The sequence below is a fragment of the Streptomyces sp. NPDC086077 genome (assembly GCF_040686175.1).
Taxonomy (GTDB): domain Bacteria; phylum Actinomycetota; class Actinomycetes; order Streptomycetales; family Streptomycetaceae; genus Streptomyces.
Map to the genome: position 1 here is coordinate 1 of NZ_JBFBJT010000093.1, position 24,664 is coordinate 24,664.

Here is a 24,664-nt window from a genome sequence, read left to right on the forward strand (position 1 = left end):
CGCTTCAACGCCCTGCGCGAGTTCTATCGTGGTGCATCCCAACGGCAGCTTCTCGTCGTGCTCTGGTGGGACTGACACGGACGGCCTCATTGTCGGTTCACGTCAGCAGCTGGGGAATTACGTGAACTTCTGCCCGGGGATTACGTGCTCTGTCGGAGATCGTGTGATGCGGCCTGCCCCGGCGCACCTGCTTCTACGCAGTCGGGGGCATCGTGCGTTCGGCGGATCAGTAGCGGTGGCCTGGCCAGTGCGGGTCCTCCCAGCGGTCAAGACCGGTGACTCCGAGCAGCCTTATCCGGTGAAGCAGTTCTTCGGATACGCCGACGGCACGTAACCGGATTGAAGCATGGCGGGCCAGCCAGACAGTCAGCTCGGCGCGCATCTCTTCCTCGTTCTCCCAAGCGTCCCAGGGAAGTCGGTCACCGAGCAGGTCGTACTCCCACTGTGCCGCCGCTTCGGCCAGGTGCTGGTCGGCCGCGGGTCCGGTCAGTGCTTCCCAGGTGTGGAGCCACGGGCTCAGCGCGCCCGATGCCTCGGCGCACAGTATGAGGACCTCGTACGCGGGTACGGCGGGATCCGGATCAGTGATCGTGTGCGCCCACCAGGCGTGCAGGAATTCCTCGACTGCCTCAGCCTGCTCGGCAGGCCACTGCTGCCAGTGGCCGAGTGCGAACGAGCGGCCAATCGTTTCCATGCCGAAGAGGGGCTCGATGAGCCCGTTGACGAGGGCCGTGGCGAACTGGGGCAGAATCCTGCGGAGGACGGAGGCGGGATCGCTCCAGTCGATGGCCTTCCATGTGCGCTGCAGGAGGTCGGGGTCCAACTGCGTGTCCGCCACCTTGAGCTGGGCAAGATCTTCCGGGCTGCCCCAGTGGCAGTCGCAGTTGTGCTCGTCGGGGTGGGCGGTCATCCCCCGGAAGGTGACTGCCAGGCCATCCAATGCGGCATCGAGGCGAAGTCGGGCCCGGGATCGGTCGAGGTTCATCATGTTCGCCTTCAAGGACTCCGGGAGTTAGCACCGCCCGAAGATCGCTAACTTACCGAGGCAGGCCCCAGCCCGTCATCACCATGACAGCATCCCGGTTACTGCAGCCGCTCGCTCACCCGAGGGTGGGGTACCGGCTGTGAAGGATGCGTCTGCGGAGGAGGTCGAGGTTGGCCCTGCCGAAGCCCATGCGTTTGAGGAACTTGGCTCTGGCCACGTGTCCCTCGACCTGGCCGGAACTCCAGGGCGTGGACAGGCCGGCTGTGACCGCGTCCAGGCGCTGCGCAGTGAGCGCAGAACCTGACCGTTCCGGCCGCCTGCTCGATCGACTCGACCACCACACCGGATAAATGCGGCAGTAACCGCTCCGAACCCCCTGAACCGCACACCCGGTAGATACTCAGGTCAGGCAGGTGACGTCACAAGATCTCCGACCGAGCCGAATTACGTGAGCGTCCACAGCCTGCGACGGCCGCCGCCAGGGTGGTCGCTCACCCGTCCCGCCGATCGGGCCTCCCGCTCCCGACCGCTCCCTCCGGCCCAGCGCGTCGCCCGCGATACACGATCAGCAGCCCGGACCCGGCCGCGCGGCACGTGTCCAGGATTCGGAGTCCAGCCCCTGAGGGCCGCAGGTTTCCCTTCGACAGACGCTCCGTCAGCGCCTCACTGCGGCTTCTGCGACGGCTTCCCCTGCCCGGCCGGGCCGTTCCGCCGCTCCTTCGAGCCTTCCTGCGGCTCGGGGCCGCGATTTCCCCCCTCGGGCGACCGGGTTGTCGGTGTGCTCGTCGACTGAGCCAGCACCCCGGCGCAGTACGCGGCAACTTGCGCGGGACCCCCGGCCGCGTGTTCCAAGCGCCGCTGCACGGCGCTGTCGATGGAGGCGCCCCTGCGTACCTGCTTCTCGTACGCCTGACAGTGAGCCAACCGGTCCTTCGCCGTGGACGGCCGGTCGACAGTGGTCGCACCGCCCGACGCCGACGGAACGGACGGTCCGGCTCCGCTGTCGGGTGCGGTCCGAGGCGGCGACGGGACCGGCATGGACGGCGCTGCCTGACGTGAGGGTGCCGAGGCAGGTCCCTCGGAGGGCACGGGCAACGCTGCCGCCGCCATGGCCACTCCGCCCAGCATGACGCCGCCGACGAGAATGCCTGCGCCGGCCTTGAACCAGCGTCCGCGCGACGGCGGCCGCGCAGGGCGCCAGTCGTCGGCCGGACGGGTCGGCAGGCTCCCGGCCTCTTCGTCATGAGCCGCACGGAACGCGGCCAGCACGCGCTCGGGTGTCTCCGGGGCAGCGGACGCCGTACGCGCGGCCGCGGCCAGGACGTCGTCCACCGTCGCCGCCTGCTGGTCCCCCCCGCGGCTCACGGCATCTCCATATCGGTCGGCGGTCATCTCGCATCTCCCAGCGGCTGGGAGTCGGAATTCGTCACATGCTCGCTCCTGGGCACCGCGAGCTGGGCGGCGAGCCTTTTGAGTCCGCGGTGCACGGCGGAGCGGACCGCGCCAGGGCGTTTGCCCATGACACGGGCCGCGGACGGCTCGTCGAGACCTATCACTTTCTGCAGCAGTATGGCCTCTGCCTGCTGACGGGGAAGTGCGGAGATCAGCGCGAGGGCCCGCTCGGTGGAGAGGATCTCCACCGCCTCGGACGCGGTGTCATGGGGGGACGGAACGTCGGCGAGGTCATTCTCCAGGAAGGTGGCGCGGGGACGGCTCTTGAGCCGGCGAAGGTGACCGAGGGCGCGGTGGCGGGCGATGCTTGCCGTCCAGGCCCGAAAGCCGGCTCCGTCCCCGCGGAAACGGCTCAGGTCGCGCGCGATCTCGAGCCATGCCTCGGAAGCCACGTCCTCGGCATCGTCGCCGACCATTCCCCGCAGAAACCTCAGCAAGGGCGGCTGGACAAGCTGGTAGGCCGTCGAGAAGGCAGCCTCGTCACCGCGCTGCGCCCTCGCTACCGCCTCTCCGAGTTCATCGTCGTACTCCTCCGGCTCGCGCCCACCGTCCCCACCCTTGGCCACGCGTCCCTCTTCGTTCCACTCTCACGCCAACGGCGTGCCACGTGCGTACCCCATCCATGCCAGCCTCAGCAGTGAACAGAATGTCACGTGCTTTCAGAACGTGCCTGATTGGCCGTGACGCGTTCGAGCAGCCCTTGGACGTTGTGGGCTTGCATCCGGCACCTCGGACACGCGGCTACGCGCCTGGGTCCAGGGTAGTTGCAGTGGCTTCGAGGCCGATCGACGCCAGTCGATGGCCTAGTTGGCGCATGTGGGGGGCTGTCCCCGGAGACGCGATGTCTGAGGAGCGTCCACGCCTTTTGCAGGGGCGCCTGCCGCGGTTGGCACAGCTTCAGCGGGTATATGGAGACCGCTGCCGGATTCGTCCTGCGGCCTCCAGCCTGGTACTCCATCCGCGTCCACTGATGCGGAGCGTGTTCCTGACACTCTGGGTGGGACAGCGGGACAGCGGCAGGGGCAGCTGCCGCAACGCGGCGGCCAGGACCCGCTTGTGGTCGGCGACATGGTTGGGCGGGGCGTTGCCCGGCCGCAGCATGGCGACGCAGTCACGGGTGTTGGCGACCCACGCCCCCAACGGCCTGTGCCCGAAGCTGCCCGTGAAAGGGCCCGCCGCTCCCTCCTTCCGGCTGGTGGCTCGACGAGCCCAGGACCGTGTGGCGGCAGACGAACGGAAATCCAGAAGGTTGTACGTATGCCGTGACCTTCTTGTGTGGCGATCAACTCGCCTGTGACGCGTGACGTTGGTGAAGCGACATCCGCTTGATCGGTCGGGAGTTCCCGGAGGCAGATCTCCCTACGTACCGAGCGAAAGGGCGGGGTCCCATGAGTTCAGTGGACGAACGTGTCCCCTGTGCGGGCGAGATGCGGTCGTGGGTTTCGGGGTTCGTCACCCGCCTCACCGCCCGCAATCGGCTGCCGCTGGACTACTCCGTGCCTAGCCTGCGGGTCGTGGACTTCCTGATCGACGGGCTGCGCAAGGGCGGTGCCGAGCATGAGCAGGTGCGGGATGCTCTGTTTGGACTCGGCGCCTATGTCGGTGAGGTGCTCGTGCGCCGGGCGGGGGCGGTGTGGGTGGACTTCGACGCCGACCAGCGCAGCTACTTCGGCCATCCGGTCGGGGTGCGGATGCCGGACGGCCGGGTCTGGAATCCCCTCGGCAAAGTGCACAACCGCTTCGACCTCGGCGGTCCCGGGGAATCGCTGCGGACCTTCTATCTGACGCTGCACGGTCGGACCAGGAAGGACATCGCGTGAGATGACCGTTTCCATGCTGACGGTGCCGTTGATGTGGGGAAGATGCCTGCGTCGCGGCCGGGGGTGGGGGGCCACCGGTTAAATGTGATGGTGAGCGTCTTGGTGCACTGCGTGGGGTAGCTGATGGGGTGCTCGCTGCCGTGGTCGCCGGACTCGGTGCGGAAGTCAGCGCGCCCGCTTCGCCTTGCAGGGAGTTGTGCAGCTTCGACTCGGGGTCCTGAACCCACCACTCCTCGTCGGTGACCCGGTGGTACGGCATGGCGGCGCCGTCGGCCTCGTCAGGGCACCGGAGCCGGCCCACCACTCACCCAGTAGGGCCGTTGTCACAGGTAGCGGCTACCTTGCAGCTCAGCACAGAACCAAGGCAGGTTGCAGCAAGAGGAGCGGCAATGGTCGTCGAGGTGGGGTATGCGCAGGCATGGGACCTGGAGGCTCGCGCGCCCTGGCGACCAATATCCGTCGAGGAGGCCCGGGAGCGAGATGCCGCCGGGCTTCCGTACGTGGTGGTGTACCGGGAGCCGGGCCGGCAGGCTCCGCTGGAAGTCCAGCTCGTCTCCTGGCGAGACCACTACGTCGGGCTGTGGGTCTACGACGCCCACGGCCGCCGCACATACGACCTGGACATGCGGCTGCTGGACGACCCGTCGCGGCTGCTACGCCGCCACTCCGTCGACTGGCACTACACAAACCCTGAGATGGCGGAGTTCGACAAGGCATGCCCACGCACCACCGTGGACCTCTACCCGGACGGGAGGGGCCAACGGACAGAGGAGCGGCGGGGGCAGGACGGGGGCTCCTACGTCACCTCGCCCGGACTCCGGGATGACGAGCGCTGGATGGACCGCCCCGCCTTCGGAAAGTGGCCGCTGCTCTCGGCCCAGCTACACGGGCTCATTGAGCCGCCGGCCTTTAAGGCGGCTGAGGTGGCCGAGGCAGCCGAGCCAGGTGACGGAGCCGCCCCCGCCACCTGCTGGCGTCCGCCGCGCCCCGCGCAGCCCGGGCCGATCAACGAGTTGTTCCGGCCTGGGGTGCGCGTGACCGACGGGTACCACCCCGAGATGACCGTGGTGGAGCCGCGCCGGGTCGGCACTCTGCGCGTACCCAGCGGGCTGCTGGCCGTCTCCGGCCCGGACATCGACCACGGCGACGGGCCGCGCATCACGGTCCCCGTTCCGCCCGGGGAGTACGTACTCGACGAGGCGCGGGTCCGCTACAGCTACCACTGCGAGTGGCGGGACGCCGAGGTCACGACCACGGAACCCACGGCCGTCCGCCTGCTCGTCAGCGACACCCCCGCAGCGACCTGGGAGATGGCCCTCGGTCCGGAAGACGATCCCCGGCTCTTCATCGAGCAGCAGATAGCCGGCTTCGACACCGACGGCGCCACCGGTTGCTTCGCCGACGCCGGGGCCTGGGAGCCGCTTATCGCGCTCTTCGAGCGGGGGCTGATCCGGGGGGAGTCGGACCTGGACGGGTACGAGGACATCGATGACGATTCCATGTTCATGCAGCGCACCTGGGACGAGGTTTCCGGCGGCGAGCTCATGTCCTTCGCGACGACCGGGGACGGTACCAACCCGGTCTGGGTCGGCCGTTCCAAGGCCGGGGAGGTAATCGGCGTAGTGGTGCTCGTGGAGGGGATGCCCGAGCTGCTCCCGGAGCGGGATGGAACCCCCACCGATACGTCTGTGTAGGCATGGTCCTGCCTGCGGCCGCAGTCGCCAGCCTGGTTGCAACTGGTGACGATCTCGGCAGCACGGTGCACAACGCTCAGCGCCTGGGGTCCGGGATACATGTACCCATCAGGTCAGCGGTGGGTGCCTCCCGAATCGCGAACATCGACTTGGCCGCCTTCGGAGTGCCTCCCGCGCTCATCGACAAACGACTCCTCGCTCGTGGACAAAGCCACGCGTCCGCCGTCGGCGCCGGCACCGCGTCCGCTGTCGGTCCCGGCACCGCGTCCGGTGCCGGGACCGGCAGCGGACGCCAGGGCTCAGGGACGGCCCCCTCACCTGGTTCGCCTCGGCCTACGACAACGACAACGCCCTGTATCGCGCGCTCACCCTGCTGCAGATGGCCGGTGTCGTGCTGCTCGCGGCCGGGGTCCCGCGGGCCTTCGAGAACCACGACTTCTCACTGGTGCTGCTCGGCTACGTGGTGATGCGGGTGGCCATGGCGTCCCAGTGGCGACGTCGTGCATCGAAGGCAACTCTTCCTCTGAGGTGTCGTGTGCTGAGCTGAAAGCAGCCCGCCGCGAACAATGTGGACGTCGTCATCGGACAGGACGTCTTCTCCGCCAGACGATCTCCGACACCAGCCCGCCCATGGTGCCGAGCAGCCCGAACAGCGCTGTCAGTGCCAGCAGGCGCAGTCCTGTGTGGTCGTCCAGGGCCCGCGCCTGGACCGTGGTGGCCGCGACACTGCCGGACCGCGCGTCGAGCGAGAAGCGGGAGTCGTTGGAGTTCGCGCGGTGGTCACCGAGCAGGAACAGCCTCCCCTCGGGCACGACCACGTCGTAAGCGGGAGCCATGCCGGACGGATCGCCGTCCTTCACGTACGGCTCCGAGAGCGGCTCACCGTTCACCGTCACCGGCCCGCCAGGGCTCTGACGGACGTTGTCACCACCGATGCCGATCACACGACGCAGCGCCGGCCTGCTCTCGTCACGGTCCTCAGTCCGGTGGAGCACCACATCGCCCCGCCTGACCTCCCCCGGGTCGATGCGCTCGAAGAAGGCACGAGCACCCCTCGGGTATGTCGGGTCCATGGCATCGCCGTTGACGGTGACTGCCGTATACCCGGTACCGAGGAGCGCGATCGAGCCCGCGGCTGCGGCCAGCCCCGCAGTGCCCAGTATCCGACCTGCGCGCTGCGGTCGGCGCCGGCCCATCATGACACCGGGCCGATCGGGTAGAAGTCCGCCTCGGGCATCAGTCGCGCGATGGAGAAAGGCTCGAACTTCGGGTCCGTAAGAACGCGGCAGACAAATTCGGAGGTGGACATGCTCACCTCGTGCCAGGGGTACGGGTTGCCCCGCGTGACGATCGGCCAGGTCGCCGGGTCCTCGTCCGCAGACGCCAGCCAGAAGTAGCTGCACTCCATCTCCGCGAAAGCCCACGGAAACAGGCCTCGACCACCGGGCCGGTACATGTGGTACGGCTTGAGGAGGGGATCGGCCCCTTCCTCGGGGCTGGTGTCGAGGTACGTGTGCCAGATGTGCGCCAGGTCGAACTGGCGCGTGGCATCAACGCTCAGCACCCTCATGAACTCTGAAAATTCTCCCGTACCGAATGCCTCGGCGAGCCTTTTGTAGTCCTCGGGCAGCGCCGAGCCGAGCTCCTGTTCCATGCTGTTCCAGGGGATTTCCAGCCGAAGCGGCTCCCAACTCGTGGCCGCGGCGATGCGCTCGACCCACATTCCTTCCACACTCCGCCAAACGTCGGCGACGGAGCGAGCGGCTGATACCGTTCGCCCCGTCGCGTTGGAGACCGTGGTCACATCACCACGTCAGCTGTATGCCTCGAAGAACATCTTCGTGGTCTGCGACTTGGCGTTCGTCGTCTCGACCGGGCGGCCGAAGTCGTCCATCACGTAGTCGGTCGCGTGCGACTCGGCATCGGTGACCTTGGTGTCGGTGAACTTGGTGGTCGTGCCGTTCACGGCGTAGCCGAAGATCGTGGTGCCGTTCAGACGGTCGGTGATCGTCTTGGTCCACCAGTGGTACTTCGGGTCGTCGCCAGCCTGCGGCGCGTAGTAGGCCAGATTGGTCGCGCTGCCGCGCGGGTCCGTGGCCTTGACCAACTTGACGTTCTTGTTCCCCTGCGTGGCATCGTAGGTGAACGTGAAGTTCTTGGGCTGGCTGGAACCGACGCCGTCGGTGATCTGGCCGAGGAGCCCCTTGTCGGTGTAGTAGAAGGAGATCTTGCGTCCCGAGATGTCCGTCTTGGACTTCACATGGTCGTAGATCTTGGAGTTGGTCAGGTTCGAGCCCGTGACCTTCGCGCCCTGGTCGTTGATGTACTCGTAGGACGCGTCCCCCTTCTTGTAGTAGTCCACGGTGAGGGACTGACGGCCGGCCGGGTCCGTGATGTACGTCAGGAACTTGGTCGGCTTGTTGTTGGACTTGCGCTCCTCGTAGGTGAACGTCTGGGTGTTGCCGTTCTTGTCCACCGTGGAGGTCATGTAGCCGTCGCAGCCGAACAGGAACCGCGTACCGTCGGGAGACGAAATCGGCGGCGTGCACACTCATCTCGGAGGCTCTCAGCGTCCGACCGACGCGGTCCATCGTTTCCTCACCCCTCGTACGCGAACCGGCGCGGTCACCGGTCCTCCGTGGTCCTCAGAGGACACCGGTTCTCCGTGGTCCTCGCGGAATCCAGCGGAACGGGCGCAGGGATCATCACGGCTTCGCGCTGTGATCACCGCCACATCCACGTGGATCAGGCCCGCCGTGCGGCACCGGGACGCAGGCCCACAGGCGGCACCGAGCGCAGCCGGCGGTCGACAGTGGAACGCGCATCAACGGCTGAGGATCAGGGTCCCCTGGTCATCGGAGGCCGGCGTCGGGGGGCGGCTCACCCGCCGCTTGCGCCGGCCGATGATCTCCATGGCGAGACCGCCGAGGCTGCCGAAAGACCGAACAACGCTGTCGCAGGATCCTCGCGTCTGGCCCACTACCTGCTCCGAAAGGAAAAGGTCCGCCGACTCCGTCGGCGGACCCTCCCGCAAGATCCGGACCAAGCCACGGACCAGGTCGTTACCGCCAACCGTCAGGGGCGCTGCCTGGTCATGTACCCCCAGATTCCCGATCCGATCCCGGCCAGTGCGAGCAGGGCTCCGAAGGCCACCAGTGCCCACAGCGCAAGCGGCACGGCCCCTTCGGCTCGGACACGGCCGCGCACGTCGGAGGCCGCGACGCTGCCCGACTGCTCATCGAGGAAGTAGCGCGAGTCGTTCGCGACGGGCCGGTTGTCGCCCAGCAGGAACAAGCGCTCCTCCGGCACGGTCACGTCGTACGGTGAGCCTGTCGGACCGAGCGGGTCACGCATCACGTACGGCTCGTCGATCCGCTTGCCGTTCACCGCGACCCGCACACCGTCGCGGGACTCCACGTGGTCCCCGCCCAGGCCGATCACCCGCTGCAGGGCCGGCGCGTTCCCGTACCGACCGGGCACGCTGACGAGGACGACGTCGCCCCGGCGTATCTCCCCTTCACCGACCCGCATGACGGTCACCCGCTCGCCAGGACTGTATGTGGGTCGCATCGCGTCGCCCCTGACAGTGATCCGCTCGCCTTCCAGGCCACCGCCGTGCACGATCCCTCTCACGGCGCCCAGCACCAGGACCAGTCCCAGAGGAACCAGCACCCATGCGGCGATTCTCAGTCCGCGGCCCGCGTTTTGCTGCTGCGCCGACACCCTCCTCGCCTCCCGTCAGCTGCCGTGAGCCTCGGGGCCCGGCTGGAACGTCGGGTCAAGGCCGTACCGCGCGATGCCGAACGGCTGGAAATCCTTGTCCGCCAGGACCCTGTAGAGAAATTCCGACGTCGACATGTCGTACTCGCACCACTCGCCGGCTTCGCCCCGCGCGAGGACAGGATAGGTACCTGGCTGCTGCGCGTCGACAAGCCAGCAGTATTCAGCACCCCATTCCGTCGATGCCCATGTGATGTACCCCTTGCCGCCCGGCGTGTACTCCTGGTACTGACCGCTTTCCACAGGAAGGGGAAGGGGTGCTTGCCACGGCAGGAGAAAATTGAAATGAGACCCTTCCATACTGCCGAGAAAAGCGACGGAGTCACAGAAGGTTCCTCCGCCGAAACCTTCACACAGTTGCTTGAAGTCCGCCGGCAGAGGAACGCGAAGCTCCTCCTCGACCGCTGCCCAGTCGACGGAGTGCGCCGACGGCTCCCAGCCGGTGAATTCGAGGATACGTTGCACCCACATGTAAAGACCTTTCACAGAAGGGCGGGGTGCAGGCGGACATCAGGATCGATGCCCGCCTGCACCCCCGGTGATCCAGCTTACCGACCTACGGCTTGAGCCCCGTCGGTGTGTTCCAGATCGTGATGGGATCGCGTGGCATTTCTCCCGTGTCCAGGTTCAACCACTTGATGGTCAGGCTGTCGGGAACGGCGTTCTTCCCCGTGTAGTTGGCGGTCACCTCGTAGTAGACCGTCTGCTCCTTGGCCACCATCTCGGCAACCTGGTTCTCGTACGCCGCCATAATCTTCTGATTGGGCCTGGCGTACAAGGTGACGAGGTTCCGCATCTCGGTACCGCTACCACCCAGCTGATTTCCCAACAGGTGACCGCGGTTCATGTTCTGACCGGACTCGAAACCAGGAGTCCAGGTCTCGGGGAAGTTCCTCATGGGTCGCGGGACCTGAGTTCCCTTGATCATGGAGTCGGGATTCCCCTTGACGACCTTGTCCTCTCCGCTCTCCCAGCTGAAGTCGCCGGAGTTGAGGCAGGCCCGCGCTCCCTGTGCCCGGTCGTACTTGTCGAGAGCCTGATAGAAGACCACGCTTTCGTCGTCTTCGCAGTATTCCTGCTGGAACGGGAAAAGCGTGTCTCCCCCGACCCAGTCCCACTGCCCGTCGGGCTCGACGAGCCGTCCCTTGCTGCGGTTGCCCGTGTACTCGGACTCGTACCCGTTGGGGGCCGTCTCGTTGTACCAGCCGATTCCCGTGAGGAAGGTGTCGGCGACGGTCTTCCAGCCGCCCCCCGCCTTCTTCACCGTGCCGGTGGCGACGTCCCCGATCGTGTCGAGGACGTCGCCGCACCAGTCACAGCCGAATATGTGGCCGTCCAGCTCGACGAAACTCGTGGGGTTTCCGCCGGTGAAGGCGTAACGGTTTCCGGTGTACGGATCGGAACCGAGCCCCATGTCCGCGAGGGCACCGTTGTACATGTCCCGGCTGGTGAACCGGTTGAGACCGGGGTTGTAGTCCCGGAAGCCCATGTCGTAGGTACCGGCGTGGGAGTCCCACCGCTTCGAGTTGTAGCGGTAGGGGTTGTAGGTCTCCTTGGTCGGGTCGCCGGCGTCGGGCTTGTCGATACCGGTGAACTCGGATTCGTCGTTCGACCCGTAGGCGGTGTAGCCGTAGGTGGCCTTGGAGTTGCCGTCCTTGTCGGTCAGCGTCTCGACGTCGGTGTGCGAGTTGTAGCCGTAGTAGCCGTCCTCGCTGGTGCCGTCGGTGTTGTGCTTGACCTGGGAAAGACGCTCGCCCCACGGGCTGTACTGGTACGACTTCGCCAGCTCACCGACGACTTCTTCGCTGAGCACCTCGGACGACAGGCCGAGGTAGGTGAAGTCGGTGGTCTTGCCGTCGGCCGTCTTGGACGCCGTGCGGTCGAGCGGGTCGAAGGTGTACGTGGTGGACTTCAGCGAGCCCGCGTCGTCCATCTTCTGGGACTCGACGACATGGTCGAAGCCGTCGTACACCGATCGTTCGATGACCTGGCCACCGCCGGTGACGGACTCCTGACGGCCGAACGGGTCGTAGTTGTACGTGGCCGCCGAACCGCCGGCGGTCGCGGAGACCAGCCGGTTGCGGTCGTAGGTGTACGTCGTGGACGTTCCCTTGACCGTCTGGCTGACCACGTTCGCGTTGTCGTCGTGGACGTACGTCTCGGTGCCCGCACCGTTACCGGTCTTGACCGACTTGGCGAGCCGGTTCGCGGGGTCGTAGGTGTAGTCGGTGGTCGACTCGAGATAGGCCGAGGTGCTGTCGGCGTTCATCTTCTTCGCGACGTCCTGCGCCTTGTTCCCGTTGGGGTCGTAGGCGTAGGTGTGCGAGGAGACGAGGGTGCCGTTCGGCTTCTTCTCGACGCTCGTATTGACGGCACCGTTGAGGTAGTAGGTGTAGTCGACCGTGTTCTTGTTGTTCTTGGTCTCCTGGAGCTTCAGACCACGGTCGGTGTACGTGTACGAGGTCACCTTCGGCGAGGCGTCCGTGGACGACTTGCCGACCGAGACGGTCTTGACCAGATCCCGAAGGTCGTAGGTGTACTTGGAGAACTGGTCGGGGTGGGTGATGGTCTCCGGCTTGCCGTTGGCGTCGTACGTGTACGACGTGGACTTCTTCTCCGTCCCGGCGAGCGCTTCGGTGACCTTGGCGACCTGGTTCAGGCCGCTGTAGACCATGGTGTAGGCGTCGACCTTGGCGCCCGACGAGGTGTCGTCGATCGAGGTCAGGTTGCCGTTCACGTCGTAGGCGTAGGCGAAGGACTTCTTTTCGGAGTCCGTCTCGCCAGACGTGTCACGCACCAGCTTCACACCGTCGGCGACCACGATGCCGCCGCTGTTCTGCTCGAGCTTCAGACGGGCGTCGTTGCCCTGCTTAAGGGTGTACGAGCCGAGCTGGACCCAGGTGCCGGTCGCGGCGTTCTGGTCCTTGGTCACCGCGGGATTCGTGGTGGCACCCTGCGAAAGGGTGTACCTCGCCGTGGTCGCGGCACCCGTCACCTTCGGGTACTTCACGTACGCGGTGTACGTGCCGTCCTTGGGGACGTTGAGCGTCCACGTGAAGGCGTCCGTGCCCGTACCGGCCGCGTGCGTGCGGTGGTCGTAGCCCTGCTGCCCGGTGACGTCGCCCTTGGCCCACGTACCGGTGGCCGAGGTGTGCTGGCTGTCGGAGTTGTCCACCAGGACCACCGACTTGCCCACCGGCACGCCGTCGTCCGCCTTGGACTTGAGCTTGCCGTCGGGGTAGTACGACCAGGTCATGGTGCGGTCGGAGGAGCCGCCCGCCGACGTCAGCGTGCGGGCCTTCTGCTGCCCGAGCTCGGTGTAGTCGTACGTGGTCGCGATGTCCCACGGGTCGGTGGACTTCCGCGTCCAGCCGTTGTCGAAGTACTCGATTACCGTGTCGTTGCGGACCGTCTGGCCCTCCGACGGGGGCATCGACTTCTTCGTCACGCGGCCCACGGCGTCGTACACGGTCTGCGTGTAGACGTTGGGGTCGTTGTAGCGGGAGTCCGCCGGGTCGTACGGCTGGTACTGCTTGACCGGACGGTTCAGCGCGTCGTACTCGGTGCGCGAGGTGAAGTCGTCGGCGGTGGCCGTGGCCGCACCACGGGGGGAGACGACCTTGGTGGTGTTGCCGACCTGGTCGTACTCGTACTGGGTCTTGCGGAACGTGGTCCCCTCGTAGGGGGTCCGGACCTCCTTCTGCTTCCCTCGCTCGTCGTAGTCGACGTAGGTGATGTTGCCCTCGGCGTCCTTGGTCTGGATGACCAGGGAGTCCTTGTCGTAGGTCGTCGTGACGGACTTGCCGACAGGGTCCGTGACCGTGGTGACCCGGTGGTTCAGGTCGTAGACGGTCTTGGACAGGTAGTCGGTCGTGTCCGCGGTGGCGTTCCTCTTCGGATCGACGATCCGGACGACGTTGCCGACGTTGTCGTACTCGTACGAGATCTTCTGCTGCGCGGAGTTCACCACGGCGGTCAGCTGGTAGATCTCGTCGAACGTGTTGGTGATGACGTGATCGGTGGCGTCGCCCGTGGTGAGTACACCCTTGGGCTCGGTCTTCGTCCGGAGATTGCCGACCTTGTCGTAGGTGTAGACCGTCTTCCGCTCGGCGGAGGTGGCCGTGTCCTTCGGCACGGTGTCCGAGGCGATCTGGTCGGCCGCGTCGAAGACCGCGGTGGAGACGGCGCCGTTGGGCGCGGTCGCCTTGGTGACGTTGTCGTTGGCGTCGTACTCCGGCGCCGACAACGTGATGAGGTCTCCGGCCGCCTGGTCCTTCGGCACGACCTTGGTCAGCGGGCGTCCGAAGGTGTCGTATGTCTGCGTGGTCTTCTTGCCCAGCGCGTCGGTGGTCTCGCGGACCTGACCGCGCTCGTCGTAGACGAACGACGTGGCCTTGCCCAACGCGTCGGTGATCTTGGCCGGGTAGCCCGTCGGACCGAACTCGCTGTTGGTCGTCGGGTTGCCGTTGGCGTCGATCGCCTTGGTCAGCTGACCGTACGCGTCGTATTCGTACGTGGTGGTGTAGTCGCCCGCTGTCGTGGTCGCGACGCCCTTGGGGTCGGTGACCGTCTTCAGGTTGCCGAACGAGTCATAGCCGAACTGCCACTTGCGGCCCTCGGGCGAGGTCTTGGTGAACAGGTCGGCGGAGAAGCCGTCCAGGCGGGTCTGGTAGGTGTACTGCTGCGAGTTCGCCGGGTATGTGCCCGGGGCGCAGTCCGAGGACGGCGGGACACCGCCCTTGTTGTTCTCCGCGTCGCGCGACCACAGGGGGTAGCCCGTCTTCTGGTCGTAGCAGTACGCGGTCTTGGCCCCGTTGGCCTCCTCCGCATACGTGACGTTGTTGTCGGCGTCCCACGACATCTTGCCGACCTGGGACTTGGCGTTGGTCGTCTGGACCGGACGGCCGAAGTCGTCCGTCACGTAGTCCGTGGCGTGTGCCTCGGCGTCGGTGACCTTGGTGTCGGTGAACCCGGGATTCGCCGTGTTCGCCTTGTACGCGAAGCCGGTGAGGAAACCGAGACGGTCGGTGATCGTCTTGGTCCACCAGTGGTACTTCGGGTCGTCACCGGCCTGCGGCGCGTAGTACGCGAACTGCGTGTTGCCGCCGCGGGGGTCGGTGGCCTTGACGAGCTTGACGTTCTTGTTGCCCTGCGTGGCGTCGTAGGTGAACTTGAACACCTTCGGCTGCGTCGAGCCCACACCGTCGGTGAACTGCCCGAGCAGGCCCTTGGCGGTGTAGTGGAACTCGATCTTCCGGCCGGAGACGTCGGTCACCGAGCGTACGTGGTCGTAGATCTTCGAGTTGTTCAGCGCACCGGCGTCGGTGGTGAGTACGCCGGAGTCATTGACGTACTGGTAGCCGGACTGGCCCTTGGTCCAGTAGTCGACGGTGAGGGTCTGCCTGCCGGCCGGGTCGGTGATGTACTTGAGGAACTTGGTCGGCTTGTTGTTGGACTTGCGCTCCTCGTAGGTGAACGTCTGCGTGTTGCCGTTCTTGTCCACCGTCGAGGTCAGGTAGCCGTCGCAGCCGAACAGGAAGCGGGTGCCGTCCGGGCGGGTGAGCGTCCAGGCGTCCGGGACCGGGTCCTTGGTCGGCTTGCAGTCCAGGCCGGCCTTCATCGTGACCTTGTAGTGGACGCCCGCCGGGGCCTTCCAGGTGCCGTCGGCCTGCTTGCGGAAGACGTGCGTGGTGCCGTCACCGTCCGGGAGGCGGATCTCGGTCGGGTTGGGGTTGGGGTGGAAGTCCAGCGGCGCGCCGAGCCGGATCGGTCCCGCGGCCTGCATCGACCAGCCGTGGCCGGCGACCGTGTCCGAGGTGTCCTGGCTGTTGTAGGCGAACCGGACGGAGGTGCTCAGACCCCGGCCGGGGTTGGTGATCGCGTTGTACTGCCAGACGCCGTTGCCGGAGGCCAGGTTGTTCATGAAGTTCGACCCGGCGCCGGTGTTCTTGCCGGTGTAGCTGTAGAACTTCTCCATGCCCAGCGTGTTGGAGGTGGGATCCTCCACCGCGACGTTCTGCTTCAGCGACGGGATGCCGCCGATGCCGGCGGACAGCCAGCTGCCGTCGGCGATCTTGCGGACGTCCCAGCCGAGCACGTACTCGTTGCGCTTGTTGCCGGAGTCCGAATTGATCGGCGTCTTGACCTGTGCCTGGATGGTCGCCGACTTGCCCGGCAGCAGGGCCGGGATCGCGGTGGACAGCTGGTTGCCGCCGGTGGTGACGTCCGTGCCGTCGGGCAGCTTCCAGGTGTAGGACAGCTGACGCTCACCTGCCGCCCACGCCGTGGCGGTGGTGTTGGTGACCGTGAACTCGACCGTGTACTGCGAGTTCGGGGTCATCCGGGCCGGGGTGGTCGGCGCGTAGTAGGTGTCCTCGGTGGTCGCATCGACGTAGATGACCTGCATGTACGGCCGCAGCTGCGGGTCGGACGCCTCGGACGACAGGAACAGGGTGCGTTCCTGGGGGCCGGTGGCGGTCTCGTCCTTCAGCTTGACCAGGACGCCCTTGTTGTTGGCGGGGGTCTTGACCCAGGACTGCATGAGTCCGGTGGCGTCCCACCAGTGGCGGCCGACCTCGTCGGTGATCTGCGGGACGGTGTCGGAGACGGCGGCCGAGAAGTCACCGCCCGCGGTGGTCCACGGCGTGGTCGAGTTGGCGTTGTTCCACGTGGCCTGGGTCTCGGTGAAGTCCCGGGTCAGCGCGTGGAGTTCGTAGATCGCGCCGTTGGTGGTGCTGGTGGTCTCCGCGCCCCACATGTACATCTTGTTCTCCAGCACCGTAGCGGTGGTGGGGATGGATGTGGTGGGGAACTTCAGGGCGGCGCGGGTTTTGCCGTAGGTGCCGGAGTTGTTGCCGACGCTCAGCCAGGTCTGCGCCTTGCCGGAGACCAGGCCGTCGTGGTTGACGGTCGGCTGCTGCGAGGAGAGCGTGGTGTCGACCTGACCCGCCTGGATGATCCTCATCGTCCGGCCGGCCTTGGGGATGCCCACGATGCGGGTCGGCGACCCGAGGAGCTGCCCGTTCTTGGTCTTGACCGCGAGCTGGTAGTAGTACGACTTGCCGATCTCGCTGGAGGAGGAGTCCGGGGTCGGCACCGCCGTGGTGTCCGTGTAGGCGGTGGCCGTGGACGCGATCGGGGCGATCAGCGTCGCGGCGGACGGGGTGAAGACCTGCTGCGTGGAGCGGTGCAGCTGGTATTCCACGATGTCCAGGCCGGTGTCACCGCTGCCGTTGGCGTATGCCGGCCACGAGAGCTCCGGACCGGTGGAGTGCACCACGGTCGGCGAGTTCAGCGACGTGCCGACCGTCCCGTAGGTCACCGTCAGACGCGGGTACGTGGAGGTCTCACCGCCGTAGGTGTTGCCGTCGGCCGCCTCGTAGCGCGGGCCACCCTCCGGGGCGGTGGCCGTCTCGTCCTTGGCCTTGAGCACGAAGCCGTGGTTGACGGCCGTGCCCGACACCCACTTCTGGACCGTGTCTGCGACGGGGAAGTCGTGCCACTTGTTGAAGTCCCAGGCACCCTTGGTGATCTCGGCGGGGTTCACCAGCCGCACCGAGTCGGCCAGCGTCCGGGTCGTAGCCGAGCCCGTGTCACCCAGGACGATTTTGCCGGCGGTGCCCTTGGCGAAGCTCAGCTCCGCCGCGTCCAGGGTCTTCCAGACACCACCGGTGCCGCTCTGGTTGACCGTGTAGTTCTTGGTGCCGCCGTTGTGGGTGACCGTGTACGGGGCGGCCGTGGCCGCGTCCGACGCCGCCGGATAGTGCGCGTCCACGCGGTAGGTGTCTGTCTCCGGGACCCTTGGCTGCCAGGTGTACGACTCGCCCGTGAGTGCGTTCTTGTTGAAGGCGTAGTCGTCGTTGGTCGCCGCACCGCCGGTCGTGGTGGCTCGTGGCCACTCGCCGACCGCCGCCGTACCGGCGTCGCCGTCGTCCAGGGACACCGTGGTACCGGACAGCTCCCCCACCAGCGCGCTGGTGTTGGACCAGGTCGCGGGCGTCGCGCCCGCCTCGCTCCACGCCCCGGTGGCCCGGTGCGCCTCCAGGGCGACGACGTTGCCGTTGGTGGTGTGCGACTGGTCGTAGTAGAGACTCAGCCGGGCCGCGTCGACCTTCACCCCCGCCGGGATCTCGCTCAGGGGGAACTTGATCAGCGATCGGGCGATGCCGGTGTCCGTCTTGCCGACCGCCAGCTTCCAGGTGTTGTTGAAGTTCGCCGCCGGCTGGTCCGATAGGACCATCGTGTCCTCGGAGACCGACGCGATCGGCGTGATCGTAATCGTCGGATCGATGACGACCGGGTACTGACGCTCCTTCGACGCAAGCCACTTGGCGTCGGGCGTAAGCGTAAGCTTCCAGCCCTTGCCGTCGGCGTCCCGGGTCAGCTTCTGGGTGACCTTGGTGCTGTAGGTACCGCCGGTGACCGACTGCGGGTCCTTCTTGGCGTCCGTCATGTACGGCGCGGGGATCACTATCACCGGAGTACCCGGAGCCTCGCCGAAGAAGGCGATCGAACCGTCTTTGCGGGCCTTCGGTGTCAGACCGCGCTCGGTGTCCAGGGTGAAGGTGAACGACACCGGACCGGCCGGGCGCTCGTTGAGGACGATGTCCTCCTTCACCTGACCGTTGCCGACCCGGTACGACAGGTCCGCATCTGCCACCGCATCCTTGTAGACGACGCGGTCGCCCTTCGCCTCCGGCTTGAGCGCGCCGGCACCGGACAGGCCGAACGTGACCGCTCCGCCGCCCTCCGCCTCGAAGCGCATGAACTTCTCGGCGTCGGAACCGAACCAGCTCTTGCCGGCGTTCGTGGTGTTGGCGAAGTCGAAGCCCGCGTCCCCGGTGGCGCGCACAGTCGTCTCGACCGGCTTCCAGGACTTCCCGGACCTGTACGACGTCGGCACGGCCGTCAGCTCAGCCTCGATCCGGCCGTCCGACAACTGCCAGAAGCGCGCCTGCGACGTGCGCCTGTCGGTCAGCTCCTTGACCCGCTTCGCCTTCGGGAGCTTCTCGCCCTTCGGCAACTTCTCCCGGCTGGGTATCTCCAGATTCCCACCGGCCGGGGGCTTCGTCTCGCCCTCGCCGTCGTCCGAGAACCAGCCCGCGATCGTGTCGAAGACGCCCTTGCCGTCGTCCTTCGACGGTGATTCGGGCGCCGCATACGCAACCTGCGGCAACAGCGTGCCCGCTACCGCCGATACGACGAGACAGGAGACATATCTCCTGTACGGAACTTTCACCTCAATACCTTTCGGCATCGACGCACCCGCGTCGACTGCACGCGAAATGGGCACGCCGAACGAGCTGGTGCGGAGGTTTCCGCCCAGCTTGGGGGCAATGCGGAGTGATCGCGCGGAAGATAAGAACCGCAAGCTCACGGGCATTGCAGCGGGATTTCTAATCACTGTTGCGACGCCCGGTCAACCCCTGAGACATAAAGGACAATCGATGAGTCGAAGGGGGTATGGTTCGCCCGATTCTTCCGCTCGCTCGCACTCGGCCGGTGGCGTGGTGTATAACCACCTGGTTCATCTGCCATCTCACGGAAATCCGGGCCCTTTCCATGCCGTCAAATGCACCACTGGAAATCTCCGCGCAAGCGGAGAACGAGGAAACGGGCACCGAAGGCCCGCCAGACAGGCGAGGTTTCGTGATCGCCGGCATCACCCTGCTGGCCTGCCTCGGCCTCGTCGGCTACGGCATGCTCAGCACGGATGAGCAGCCGAAGCCGCGAGCTGCACCGGCGGCCGAGGTGATGTACGAGGTCACCGGGACGGGGAGGGCCGAGATCTCCTACCTCGCCCGCAGCACCGCCGGTACGGCCACGGTCGAGAAGGGCGTCACGCTGCCGTGGCGCAAGTCGGTTCTGGTGCCCCTCGGCAAGGCCCCGACGGTCGCCATCGCCCTCGACGAGAAGGGCGGACAGGCTGCCTGCACGCTGGCGATCCGCGGCAAGCACGTCCAGCGCGCCACCGCCATGGGCGCGTTCGGACGGGCCACGTGCACTGGCGAACTACCGACCAGCGACGGCGAGAAGTGACACACCACCGCTGCGGAAGAGTGAATGCGAACTCCGTTTATCCGCAGCGGGGTTGGACCCTGGCCCGCGGATCCGCGCTGGCACCGCCTCATTGAACGGCCGTCGCGCGGTGACGGGTCAGAAGTCGGGCGCCGTACCAGAGGAACTCGCCGACCGGAGCGCTCGGTCAGCTGGCTGTCCCACACCGTCGATCACCAAAGGGTACATCCCCGGCCCAGAGAATCCAGGGAGGACATATGACCGTTGACGCGCCGGTGCAGCTGACGTACGTGGTGACATGGCGGGAGATATCTGACGGGTTGAAGATTCAGTTGCGACACAGCCCGGTCGGTCGATGGTTGCATCGCGGCCTGTGGGCAGCGGCTGTGTTGCTCGGCGCGGTGATCACCGCCAACCTGTTGACCAGAGGCGTTGACGCCCCAGGCGTGGGTTTGTGGAAGGTTCTTGCCATCGCCTGGCTTTCCCTGGTGGCCTTCCGCTGGCTGATGGCTCTAGCCCTGCTCGCCTACGCCCGGCACCTGGGCGAACACCGCGTAACAGTTGATGAATCAGGTATCCAGACGGTTTCCGTGCGGCACACGCTCCACACCGGTTGGGGGTTCTACGGGCGCGCCGTCGAGGGTCGGCGAGTGTTCGTGTTGCTCACCCCGGACGTGTGGGGAACTGGAGTGATGATCCTGCCCAAGAGTGGTCTGGGTTCGCCGCAGGAATCCGAGCGACTGTGGTCGCTGATCACCAGCCATCTCGGGGCCCATTGACCGTCGGCGCCGGCCCAGGTGGTGCTCACCGACACCGTTCTCACCCGGTCCCGCAGGTAGCAACGGGGCAGCGACCGGCGGGTCTATCCACCTGAGCAGCGCCGGCTGTTCTATGAGCTAAACGCTGCGAACTCAGGAACGCTCGCACACGTGCCGCACCGGCCGATGATCCCAGTGGTTCTGTACGCCTGGTGCATGAACGACGCCATCATCCCCGACGTCCAAGCACATACGGCCCTTCGGACCTGGTACCAGAGCATGGGCATCGGCTCCGGACCACGCCGCAAGAGCACCGCAAGCAGGGTCGCCGCTCAGCTCGCAGATCCGGCGGCGATCAGGGGTCAGCGTCGCGGAACAGCGGCTTCGCGACGTGGAGGAGAGCCTGAGGGCAGACCGCGACAACATCGCCGATGCCCTCAGTGCCGTCGCCGGCCCGTGGCGAGCGCGAGGACTTCCGGAGATCGCTCGCGGCTTCGGGTCTGCGGTCGTGCCCGTCACCACGAGTCAGTCCCTGTCCCGCGGACGGCGCCCGCCGGTGCTGGCGATGGCGCCACCGGCCCTCTTCGCGACCCGGGCGCTGAGCCGGACGACGGGGCTCCGGTCGAGCGGGTCGGGCGTGATGGCCGCGACGAAAACGGCCTTGGCGGCGCGAGGACCACGGCTGGAGCAATGCTCAATACCTGTGGATCAGCCCTGACGGATGGAGGCGTACCTTCCCGATGGATCGATCGATAGGCCATCGAGCAAGGCCGACGTTGCCGCGTCGGTCGGGAAGGCACGCCCGTGCTTACGGTAGTCAACGAGGACGGCACCACGGCAAGCGGCAGCTCGCTGCTGGATGAGATCGTCCGGGAAGGCGCACGGCGCATGCTGGCCGCCGCACTGGAGGCTGAAGTCAAGGTCTACATTGCCAAGTTGACTGGAGAATGCGTTGAAGGCGGTCAGCTCGTCGAACGCCCCGAAGACCTCGCTGCCTGATTCGCTGACCTGGGTAAACCCGACTTCGGCGCCTGCGGCATCTGCCCCGCTGACCGCCGCCTTTCCGTGAGCCCTCGCGCAATCTGGCACGTCTGTGACACGGGCCGACCTCCTCTGAAACTCCTCAGTCCGCCGGGATCAAGTGGGCCCACACGGCGCGGAGCCTTTCGAGAAGGGCACGCTGCTCGTCGATCCAGCCGCGGTCCACTTCGAGGGAGAGGGCCAGCCTGGTCCTCTGCTGGTCTGCGATGGTGACCGTGATCCCGTCCTGGTCGTCCTCCCGCCAGTTCAGGCGGATGCCGATCTCGGCGACTCGTGCAGCCTCACGCCAGACGGCGTCGTGCCCCGCGGCGACCTCGTCCAGTACGTGAGCCCAGCCGGCCAGGTCTCTTGGATCGACATAGGTTTCGAGGACACCGGCCACGAAGTCGTTGTGGACCAGGAGCTGTCCCTTCACGTCCGGGATGCCAGGGGCGTAGGAATCGTTCAGCTCGACCACGACACTGCCGCCGTACTTACCAGTGATCCGCAACAATGCGATCCGCTCGGGCTCCGTCATGTCCCACCCCTGGGTGCTCGATCCAGCGCTGATGCTGCGCACTTTAGACAGCACCACTGATGATGCCGTCGGAGCAATGCTCAATACCTGTGGATCGGACTCGGGAGAGGTGCCTCGCGGAACGCGGAGGGCGTAGTCAACGAGGACGGCACCACCCAGAGCGGCTCCCTGATGGACGACATCGTCCGTGAGGGTGCCCGTCGGATGCTCGCCGCGGCCCTGGAAGCCGAAGTCAACCAGTTCATAGCCGAGTTGGCGGTCGAACGGGATGAGGCCGGTTACCGTCTGGTGGTCCGTAACGGCCACCACCGCGAGCGGACGGTGACCACTGCCGCCGGGCCGATTGCGGTGAAGGCGCCGCGGGTGAACGACAAGCGGGTCGATGGCGAGACGGGCGAGCGCAAGCGGTTCTCGTCGAAGATCCTCGCCCCCTGATGCCGGAAGTCCCCGAAGATCAGCGAGGTCCTGCCCCTGCTCTACCTGCACGGTCTGTCCTCCGGCAACTTCGTGCCCGCGATGGAGCAGTTCCTCGGCTCGGCCGCTGGGCTCTCGCCGGCCACGGTGACCCGGCTGACCAAGCAGTGGAGCGACGACTACGCCGCCTTCCAGGACCGGGACCTGTCCGGATCCGACTACGTGTACGTGTGGGCCGACGGCGTCCACCTCAAGGTCCGCCTCGGCCAGGCCCGCTCCTGCGTCCTGGTCCTCATGGGCGTGCGCACCGACGGCAGAAAGGAGCTGATCGCGCTCGCCGAGGGCCTGCGCGAGTCGACCGAGTCCTGGGCCGACCTCATGCGGAACTGCTTCCGGCGCGGCATGCGCGATCCCGAGCTCGTCGTCGGCGACGGAGCCATGGGTCTGTGGCGGGCCCTGGCCGAGGTGTATCCGCAGGCCAGACATCAAAGGTGCTGGGTTCACAAAACCCGGAACGTGGTCAACGCCCTGCCGAAATCGGCCCAGCCCGGCGCGAAGAAGGCGCTGCAGGAGATCTACAACGCCGAGGACCGCGATCACGCCGAGAAGGCGGTGAAGGACTTCGGGCGCGCCTACGGCGCGAAGTGGCCCAAGGCCGTCAAGAAGATCACCGACGACGTCGATGAACTCCTGGCGTTCTACGACTTCCCGGCCGAGCACTGGGTCCACCTGCGCACGACAAATCCGATCGAGTCGACCTTCCGCACGGTAAAGCTGCGGACCAAGGTCACCCGCGGCGCCGGCAGCCCGGCCGCGGCCCTGGCGATGGTGTTCAAGCTCGACGAGTCCGCCCAGACCCGCTGGCGCGCGATCACCGCACCCCACCTCGTCGCCCTCGTCCGCATCGGCGCCCGCTTCGAACGCGGCGTCCTAGTCGAGCGTGAGCAGGAGACTGCGGCATGAGTGAGCGCAAGGAACGCCCGCTGCTGTTCCTGGACGTCGAGGGACCTCTCCTGCCGTTCGGCGACGGCCCGCAACGCGAGCCGTCAAGCACCGCAACAGATTCGCACCTGACGCGGCTCGACCCGCGCGTCGGGCCCCGCCTCGCAGCGCTGCCGTGCGAGCTGGTCTGGGCAACCACCTGGGAGGAGGCGGCGAACACCGACATAGCACCGCGGCTCGGCCTGCCGCCCCTGCCGGTCGTGCACTGGCCGGAACCCTCCGACGCGCATGCACGCGAGGCCCAGTGGTACGGGCTCCACTGGAAGACCCGAACCCTGGCGGCATGGGCGGACGGACGCCCGTTCGTCTGGGTCGACGACGAGATCACCGACGCCGATCGGGACTGGGTGTCCACCCACCACCCCACCCCGGCCTTCCTCCACCGCGTCGCGTCGTCCCGCGGCCTAACCAGCGAAGACTTCGCAGTCCTCGATCAATGGCTGCGGGCCACTTGAGGCTCCCCACGTTGATCCACAGGAATTGACAGTTGCTCTCCACCAGGTCCTCGTTCTGCTGCCGGTGTGAACATCGCCCGAGGACGCGGAAGCCCAGGCTGTACCAGGTGCCCGTGACGCACAGGACGGCTCGGTCAGTCGGGGTGAGTTGCTGGTGCGCTCGTACCCAAGGAACTCCGTACGGGGCGGGCAACCGGGGACCCAGCGATTCGGTATCCGCACTTTCCGAATCCGGTCGTCACCGAGCCGCCTCTTGACCGGCTGATCAGCACAAGCCACCAGACCCTCCCGCACCGCCTCGGCTACCGACCCCGGAAGCCCCATCAACACTCCTCCGGCCACCTGGCCGATGAGGCACCGTCAAAGGCGCGGATATTCGGCGTGGTGTGCGGCGTGCCACACTCCGGAGGCGTGGGATCGCCGTGGGATCATCGACGTGGCTCCACTTTCACGCTCCACACAAAGCCCCTGGTCAAGAAGGCGCAGGCCCGGCGAGGCAGACCAAGGACGCCCGTTTCGCCACACCGACGCAAAGCGATCGCCACACACGGAAACGCCCTCCAGGGGCGTTTCCGCAGGTCAGAACGTCTTGGTGGGGCGGGTGGGACTCGAACCCACGGCCGACGGATTATGAGTCCGCTGCTCTAACCGGCTGAGCTACCGCCCCATAGCGGCGTGTCGCGCACATTTGTACGCGCCGTCTGCCGCAGCATAGCCGCTCATACGATC

General features: G+C 66.6%; 15 protein-coding genes, 1 tRNA gene and 3 pseudogenes. 8 read left to right on the plus strand and 11 right to left on the minus strand.

The genetic code is table 11. The features are described 5' to 3' along the window. Positions 1–226 precede the first annotated feature (226 nt). The 3 genes from AB0O67_RS24640 to AB0O67_RS24650 all read right to left on the minus strand — a co-directional run bounded on the left by AB0O67_RS24640 (position 227) and on the right by AB0O67_RS24650 (position 3,003). Positions 227–988, minus strand: a complete 762-nt coding sequence (locus AB0O67_RS24640) for a hypothetical protein (protein ID WP_365453810.1) — start codon at positions 986–988, stop codon at positions 227–229. A 660-nt stretch (positions 989–1,648) separates the two neighbouring features. Next, positions 1,649–2,350, minus strand: coding sequence for a hypothetical protein (locus AB0O67_RS24645; RefSeq protein WP_365453813.1), 702 nt, complete (start codon positions 2,348–2,350; stop codon positions 1,649–1,651). Between the two features lie 23 nt (positions 2,351–2,373). After that, on the minus strand, positions 2,374–3,003 hold the full coding sequence (locus AB0O67_RS24650) for an RNA polymerase sigma factor (protein ID WP_365453816.1): 630 nt from the start codon (positions 3,001–3,003) through the stop codon (positions 2,374–2,376). Between the two features lie 822 nt (positions 3,004–3,825). Between AB0O67_RS24650 and AB0O67_RS24655 the strand changes: the two genes are divergently transcribed. The 3 genes and pseudogenes from AB0O67_RS24655 to AB0O67_RS24665 all read left to right on the plus strand — a co-directional run. After that, positions 3,826–4,257, plus strand: coding sequence for a hypothetical protein (locus tag AB0O67_RS24655; RefSeq protein WP_365453819.1), 432 nt, complete (start codon positions 3,826–3,828; stop codon positions 4,255–4,257). Positions 4,258–4,646: 389 nt separating this feature from the next. Further along, complete coding sequence (locus tag AB0O67_RS24660; protein WP_365453822.1) at positions 4,647–5,951, plus strand: DUF4241 domain-containing protein; 1,305 nt, start codon at positions 4,647–4,649, stop codon at positions 5,949–5,951. Positions 5,952–6,267: 316 nt separating this feature from the next. Continuing rightward, a pseudogene (locus tag AB0O67_RS24665) lies at positions 6,268–6,456 on the plus strand (low temperature requirement protein A); the annotation flags it as partial. A gap of 73 nt (positions 6,457–6,529) precedes the next feature. On the opposite strand, the gene lepB (AB0O67_RS24670) reads toward AB0O67_RS24665, so the two are convergent. The 6 genes from lepB (AB0O67_RS24670) to AB0O67_RS24695 all read right to left on the minus strand — a co-directional run bounded on the left by lepB (AB0O67_RS24670) (position 6,530) and on the right by AB0O67_RS24695 (position 18,987). Beyond that, the gene (gene lepB, locus AB0O67_RS24670) at positions 6,530–7,150 is read right to left on the minus strand and encodes a signal peptidase I (RefSeq protein ID WP_365453825.1); all 621 of its coding nucleotides are present in this window, start codon (positions 7,148–7,150) and stop codon (positions 6,530–6,532) included. Beyond that, the gene (locus AB0O67_RS24675) at positions 7,147–7,674 is read right to left on the minus strand and encodes a hypothetical protein (protein WP_365453828.1); all 528 of its coding nucleotides are present in this window, start codon (positions 7,672–7,674) and stop codon (positions 7,147–7,149) included. The genes lepB (AB0O67_RS24670) and AB0O67_RS24675 overlap by 4 nt, the downstream gene beginning before the upstream one ends. Before the next feature lie 90 nt (positions 7,675–7,764). After that, the gene (locus AB0O67_RS24680; protein ID WP_365453831.1) at positions 7,765–8,439 is read right to left on the minus strand and encodes a hypothetical protein; all 675 of its coding nucleotides are present in this window, start codon (positions 8,437–8,439) and stop codon (positions 7,765–7,767) included. A 587-nt stretch (positions 8,440–9,026) separates the two neighbouring features. Next, positions 9,027–9,623, minus strand: a complete 597-nt coding sequence (gene lepB, locus AB0O67_RS24685) for a signal peptidase I (RefSeq protein ID WP_365453833.1) — start codon at positions 9,621–9,623, stop codon at positions 9,027–9,029. 66 nt (positions 9,624–9,689) lie between these two features. Further along, positions 9,690–10,202: an SMI1/KNR4 family protein gene (locus AB0O67_RS24690; protein WP_365453835.1), complete on the minus strand. Its 513-nt coding sequence runs from the start codon at positions 10,200–10,202 to the stop codon at positions 9,690–9,692. Positions 10,203–10,287: 85 nt separating this feature from the next. Further along, positions 10,288–18,987: a DNRLRE domain-containing protein gene (locus tag AB0O67_RS24695; protein ID WP_365453861.1), complete on the minus strand. Its 8,700-nt coding sequence runs from the start codon at positions 18,985–18,987 to the stop codon at positions 10,288–10,290. A 392-nt stretch (positions 18,988–19,379) separates the two neighbouring features. Here AB0O67_RS24695 and AB0O67_RS24700 point away from each other — a divergent pair, with 392 nt between their 5' ends. From AB0O67_RS24700 to AB0O67_RS24710, 3 genes and pseudogenes are all read left to right on the plus strand, one after another. Next, entirely contained in the window at positions 19,380–19,769 is a 390-nt protein-coding gene (locus AB0O67_RS24700) for a hypothetical protein (protein ID WP_365453837.1), read from the plus strand. Between the two features lie 236 nt (positions 19,770–20,005). Beyond that, positions 20,006–20,527, plus strand: coding sequence for a hypothetical protein (locus AB0O67_RS24705; protein WP_365453840.1), 522 nt, complete (start codon positions 20,006–20,008; stop codon positions 20,525–20,527). Between the two features lie 783 nt (positions 20,528–21,310). Continuing rightward, a pseudogene (locus AB0O67_RS24710) lies at positions 21,311–21,442 on the plus strand (IS256 family transposase); the annotation flags it as partial. A 187-nt stretch (positions 21,443–21,629) separates the two neighbouring features. Here AB0O67_RS24710 and AB0O67_RS24715 read toward each other — a convergent pair. Continuing rightward, positions 21,630–22,064: a DUF5959 family protein gene (locus tag AB0O67_RS24715; protein ID WP_365453843.1), complete on the minus strand. Its 435-nt coding sequence runs from the start codon at positions 22,062–22,064 to the stop codon at positions 21,630–21,632. A 168-nt stretch (positions 22,065–22,232) separates the two neighbouring features. Here AB0O67_RS24715 and AB0O67_RS24720 point away from each other — a divergent pair. Together AB0O67_RS24720 and AB0O67_RS24725 are read left to right on the plus strand one after the other, a co-directional pair. Continuing rightward, positions 22,233–23,441, plus strand: a pseudogene (locus AB0O67_RS24720) (IS256 family transposase). Beyond that, on the plus strand, positions 23,438–23,935 hold the full coding sequence (locus AB0O67_RS24725; RefSeq protein ID WP_365453846.1) for an HAD domain-containing protein: 498 nt from the start codon (positions 23,438–23,440) through the stop codon (positions 23,933–23,935). The pseudogene AB0O67_RS24720 and the gene AB0O67_RS24725 overlap by 4 nt, the downstream one beginning before the upstream one ends. Before the next feature lie 590 nt (positions 23,936–24,525). Here AB0O67_RS24725 and AB0O67_RS24730 read toward each other — a convergent pair. Beyond that, positions 24,526–24,602 (minus strand) — tRNA-Ile (locus tag AB0O67_RS24730). Positions 24,603–24,664 lie beyond the last annotated feature (62 nt).

Bases quoted from the DNA above. Each gene is read 5' to 3' on its own strand.
- AB0O67_RS24640 (WP_365453810.1), bottom strand. From the start codon at position 988: ATGATGAACCTCGACCGATCCCGGGCCCGACTTCGCCTCGATGCCGCA.
- AB0O67_RS24655 (WP_365453819.1), top strand. From the start codon at position 3,826: ATGAGTTCAGTGGACGAACGTGTCCCCTGTGCGGGCGAGATGCGGTCG.
- AB0O67_RS24660 (WP_365453822.1), top strand. From the start codon at position 4,647: ATGGTCGTCGAGGTGGGGTATGCGCAGGCATGGGACCTGGAGGCTCGC.
- lepB (WP_365453825.1), bottom strand. From the start codon at position 7,150: ATGATGGGCCGGCGCCGACCGCAGCGCGCAGGTCGGATACTGGGCACT.
- AB0O67_RS24675 (WP_365453828.1), bottom strand. From the start codon at position 7,674: ATGTGGGTCGAGCGCATCGCCGCGGCCACGAGTTGGGAGCCGCTTCGG.
- AB0O67_RS24680 (WP_365453831.1), bottom strand. From the start codon at position 8,439: ATGACCTCCACGGTGGACAAGAACGGCAACACCCAGACGTTCACCTAC.
- AB0O67_RS24690 (WP_365453835.1), bottom strand. From the start codon at position 10,202: ATGTGGGTGCAACGTATCCTCGAATTCACCGGCTGGGAGCCGTCGGCG.
- AB0O67_RS24695 (WP_365453861.1), bottom strand. From the start codon at position 18,987: ATGCCGAAAGGTATTGAGGTGAAAGTTCCGTACAGGAGATATGTCTCC.
- AB0O67_RS24705 (WP_365453840.1), top strand. From the start codon at position 20,006: ATGACCGTTGACGCGCCGGTGCAGCTGACGTACGTGGTGACATGGCGG.
- AB0O67_RS24715 (WP_365453843.1), bottom strand. From the start codon at position 22,064: ATGACGGAGCCCGAGCGGATCGCATTGTTGCGGATCACTGGTAAGTAC.
- AB0O67_RS24725 (WP_365453846.1), top strand. From the start codon at position 23,438: ATGAGTGAGCGCAAGGAACGCCCGCTGCTGTTCCTGGACGTCGAGGGA.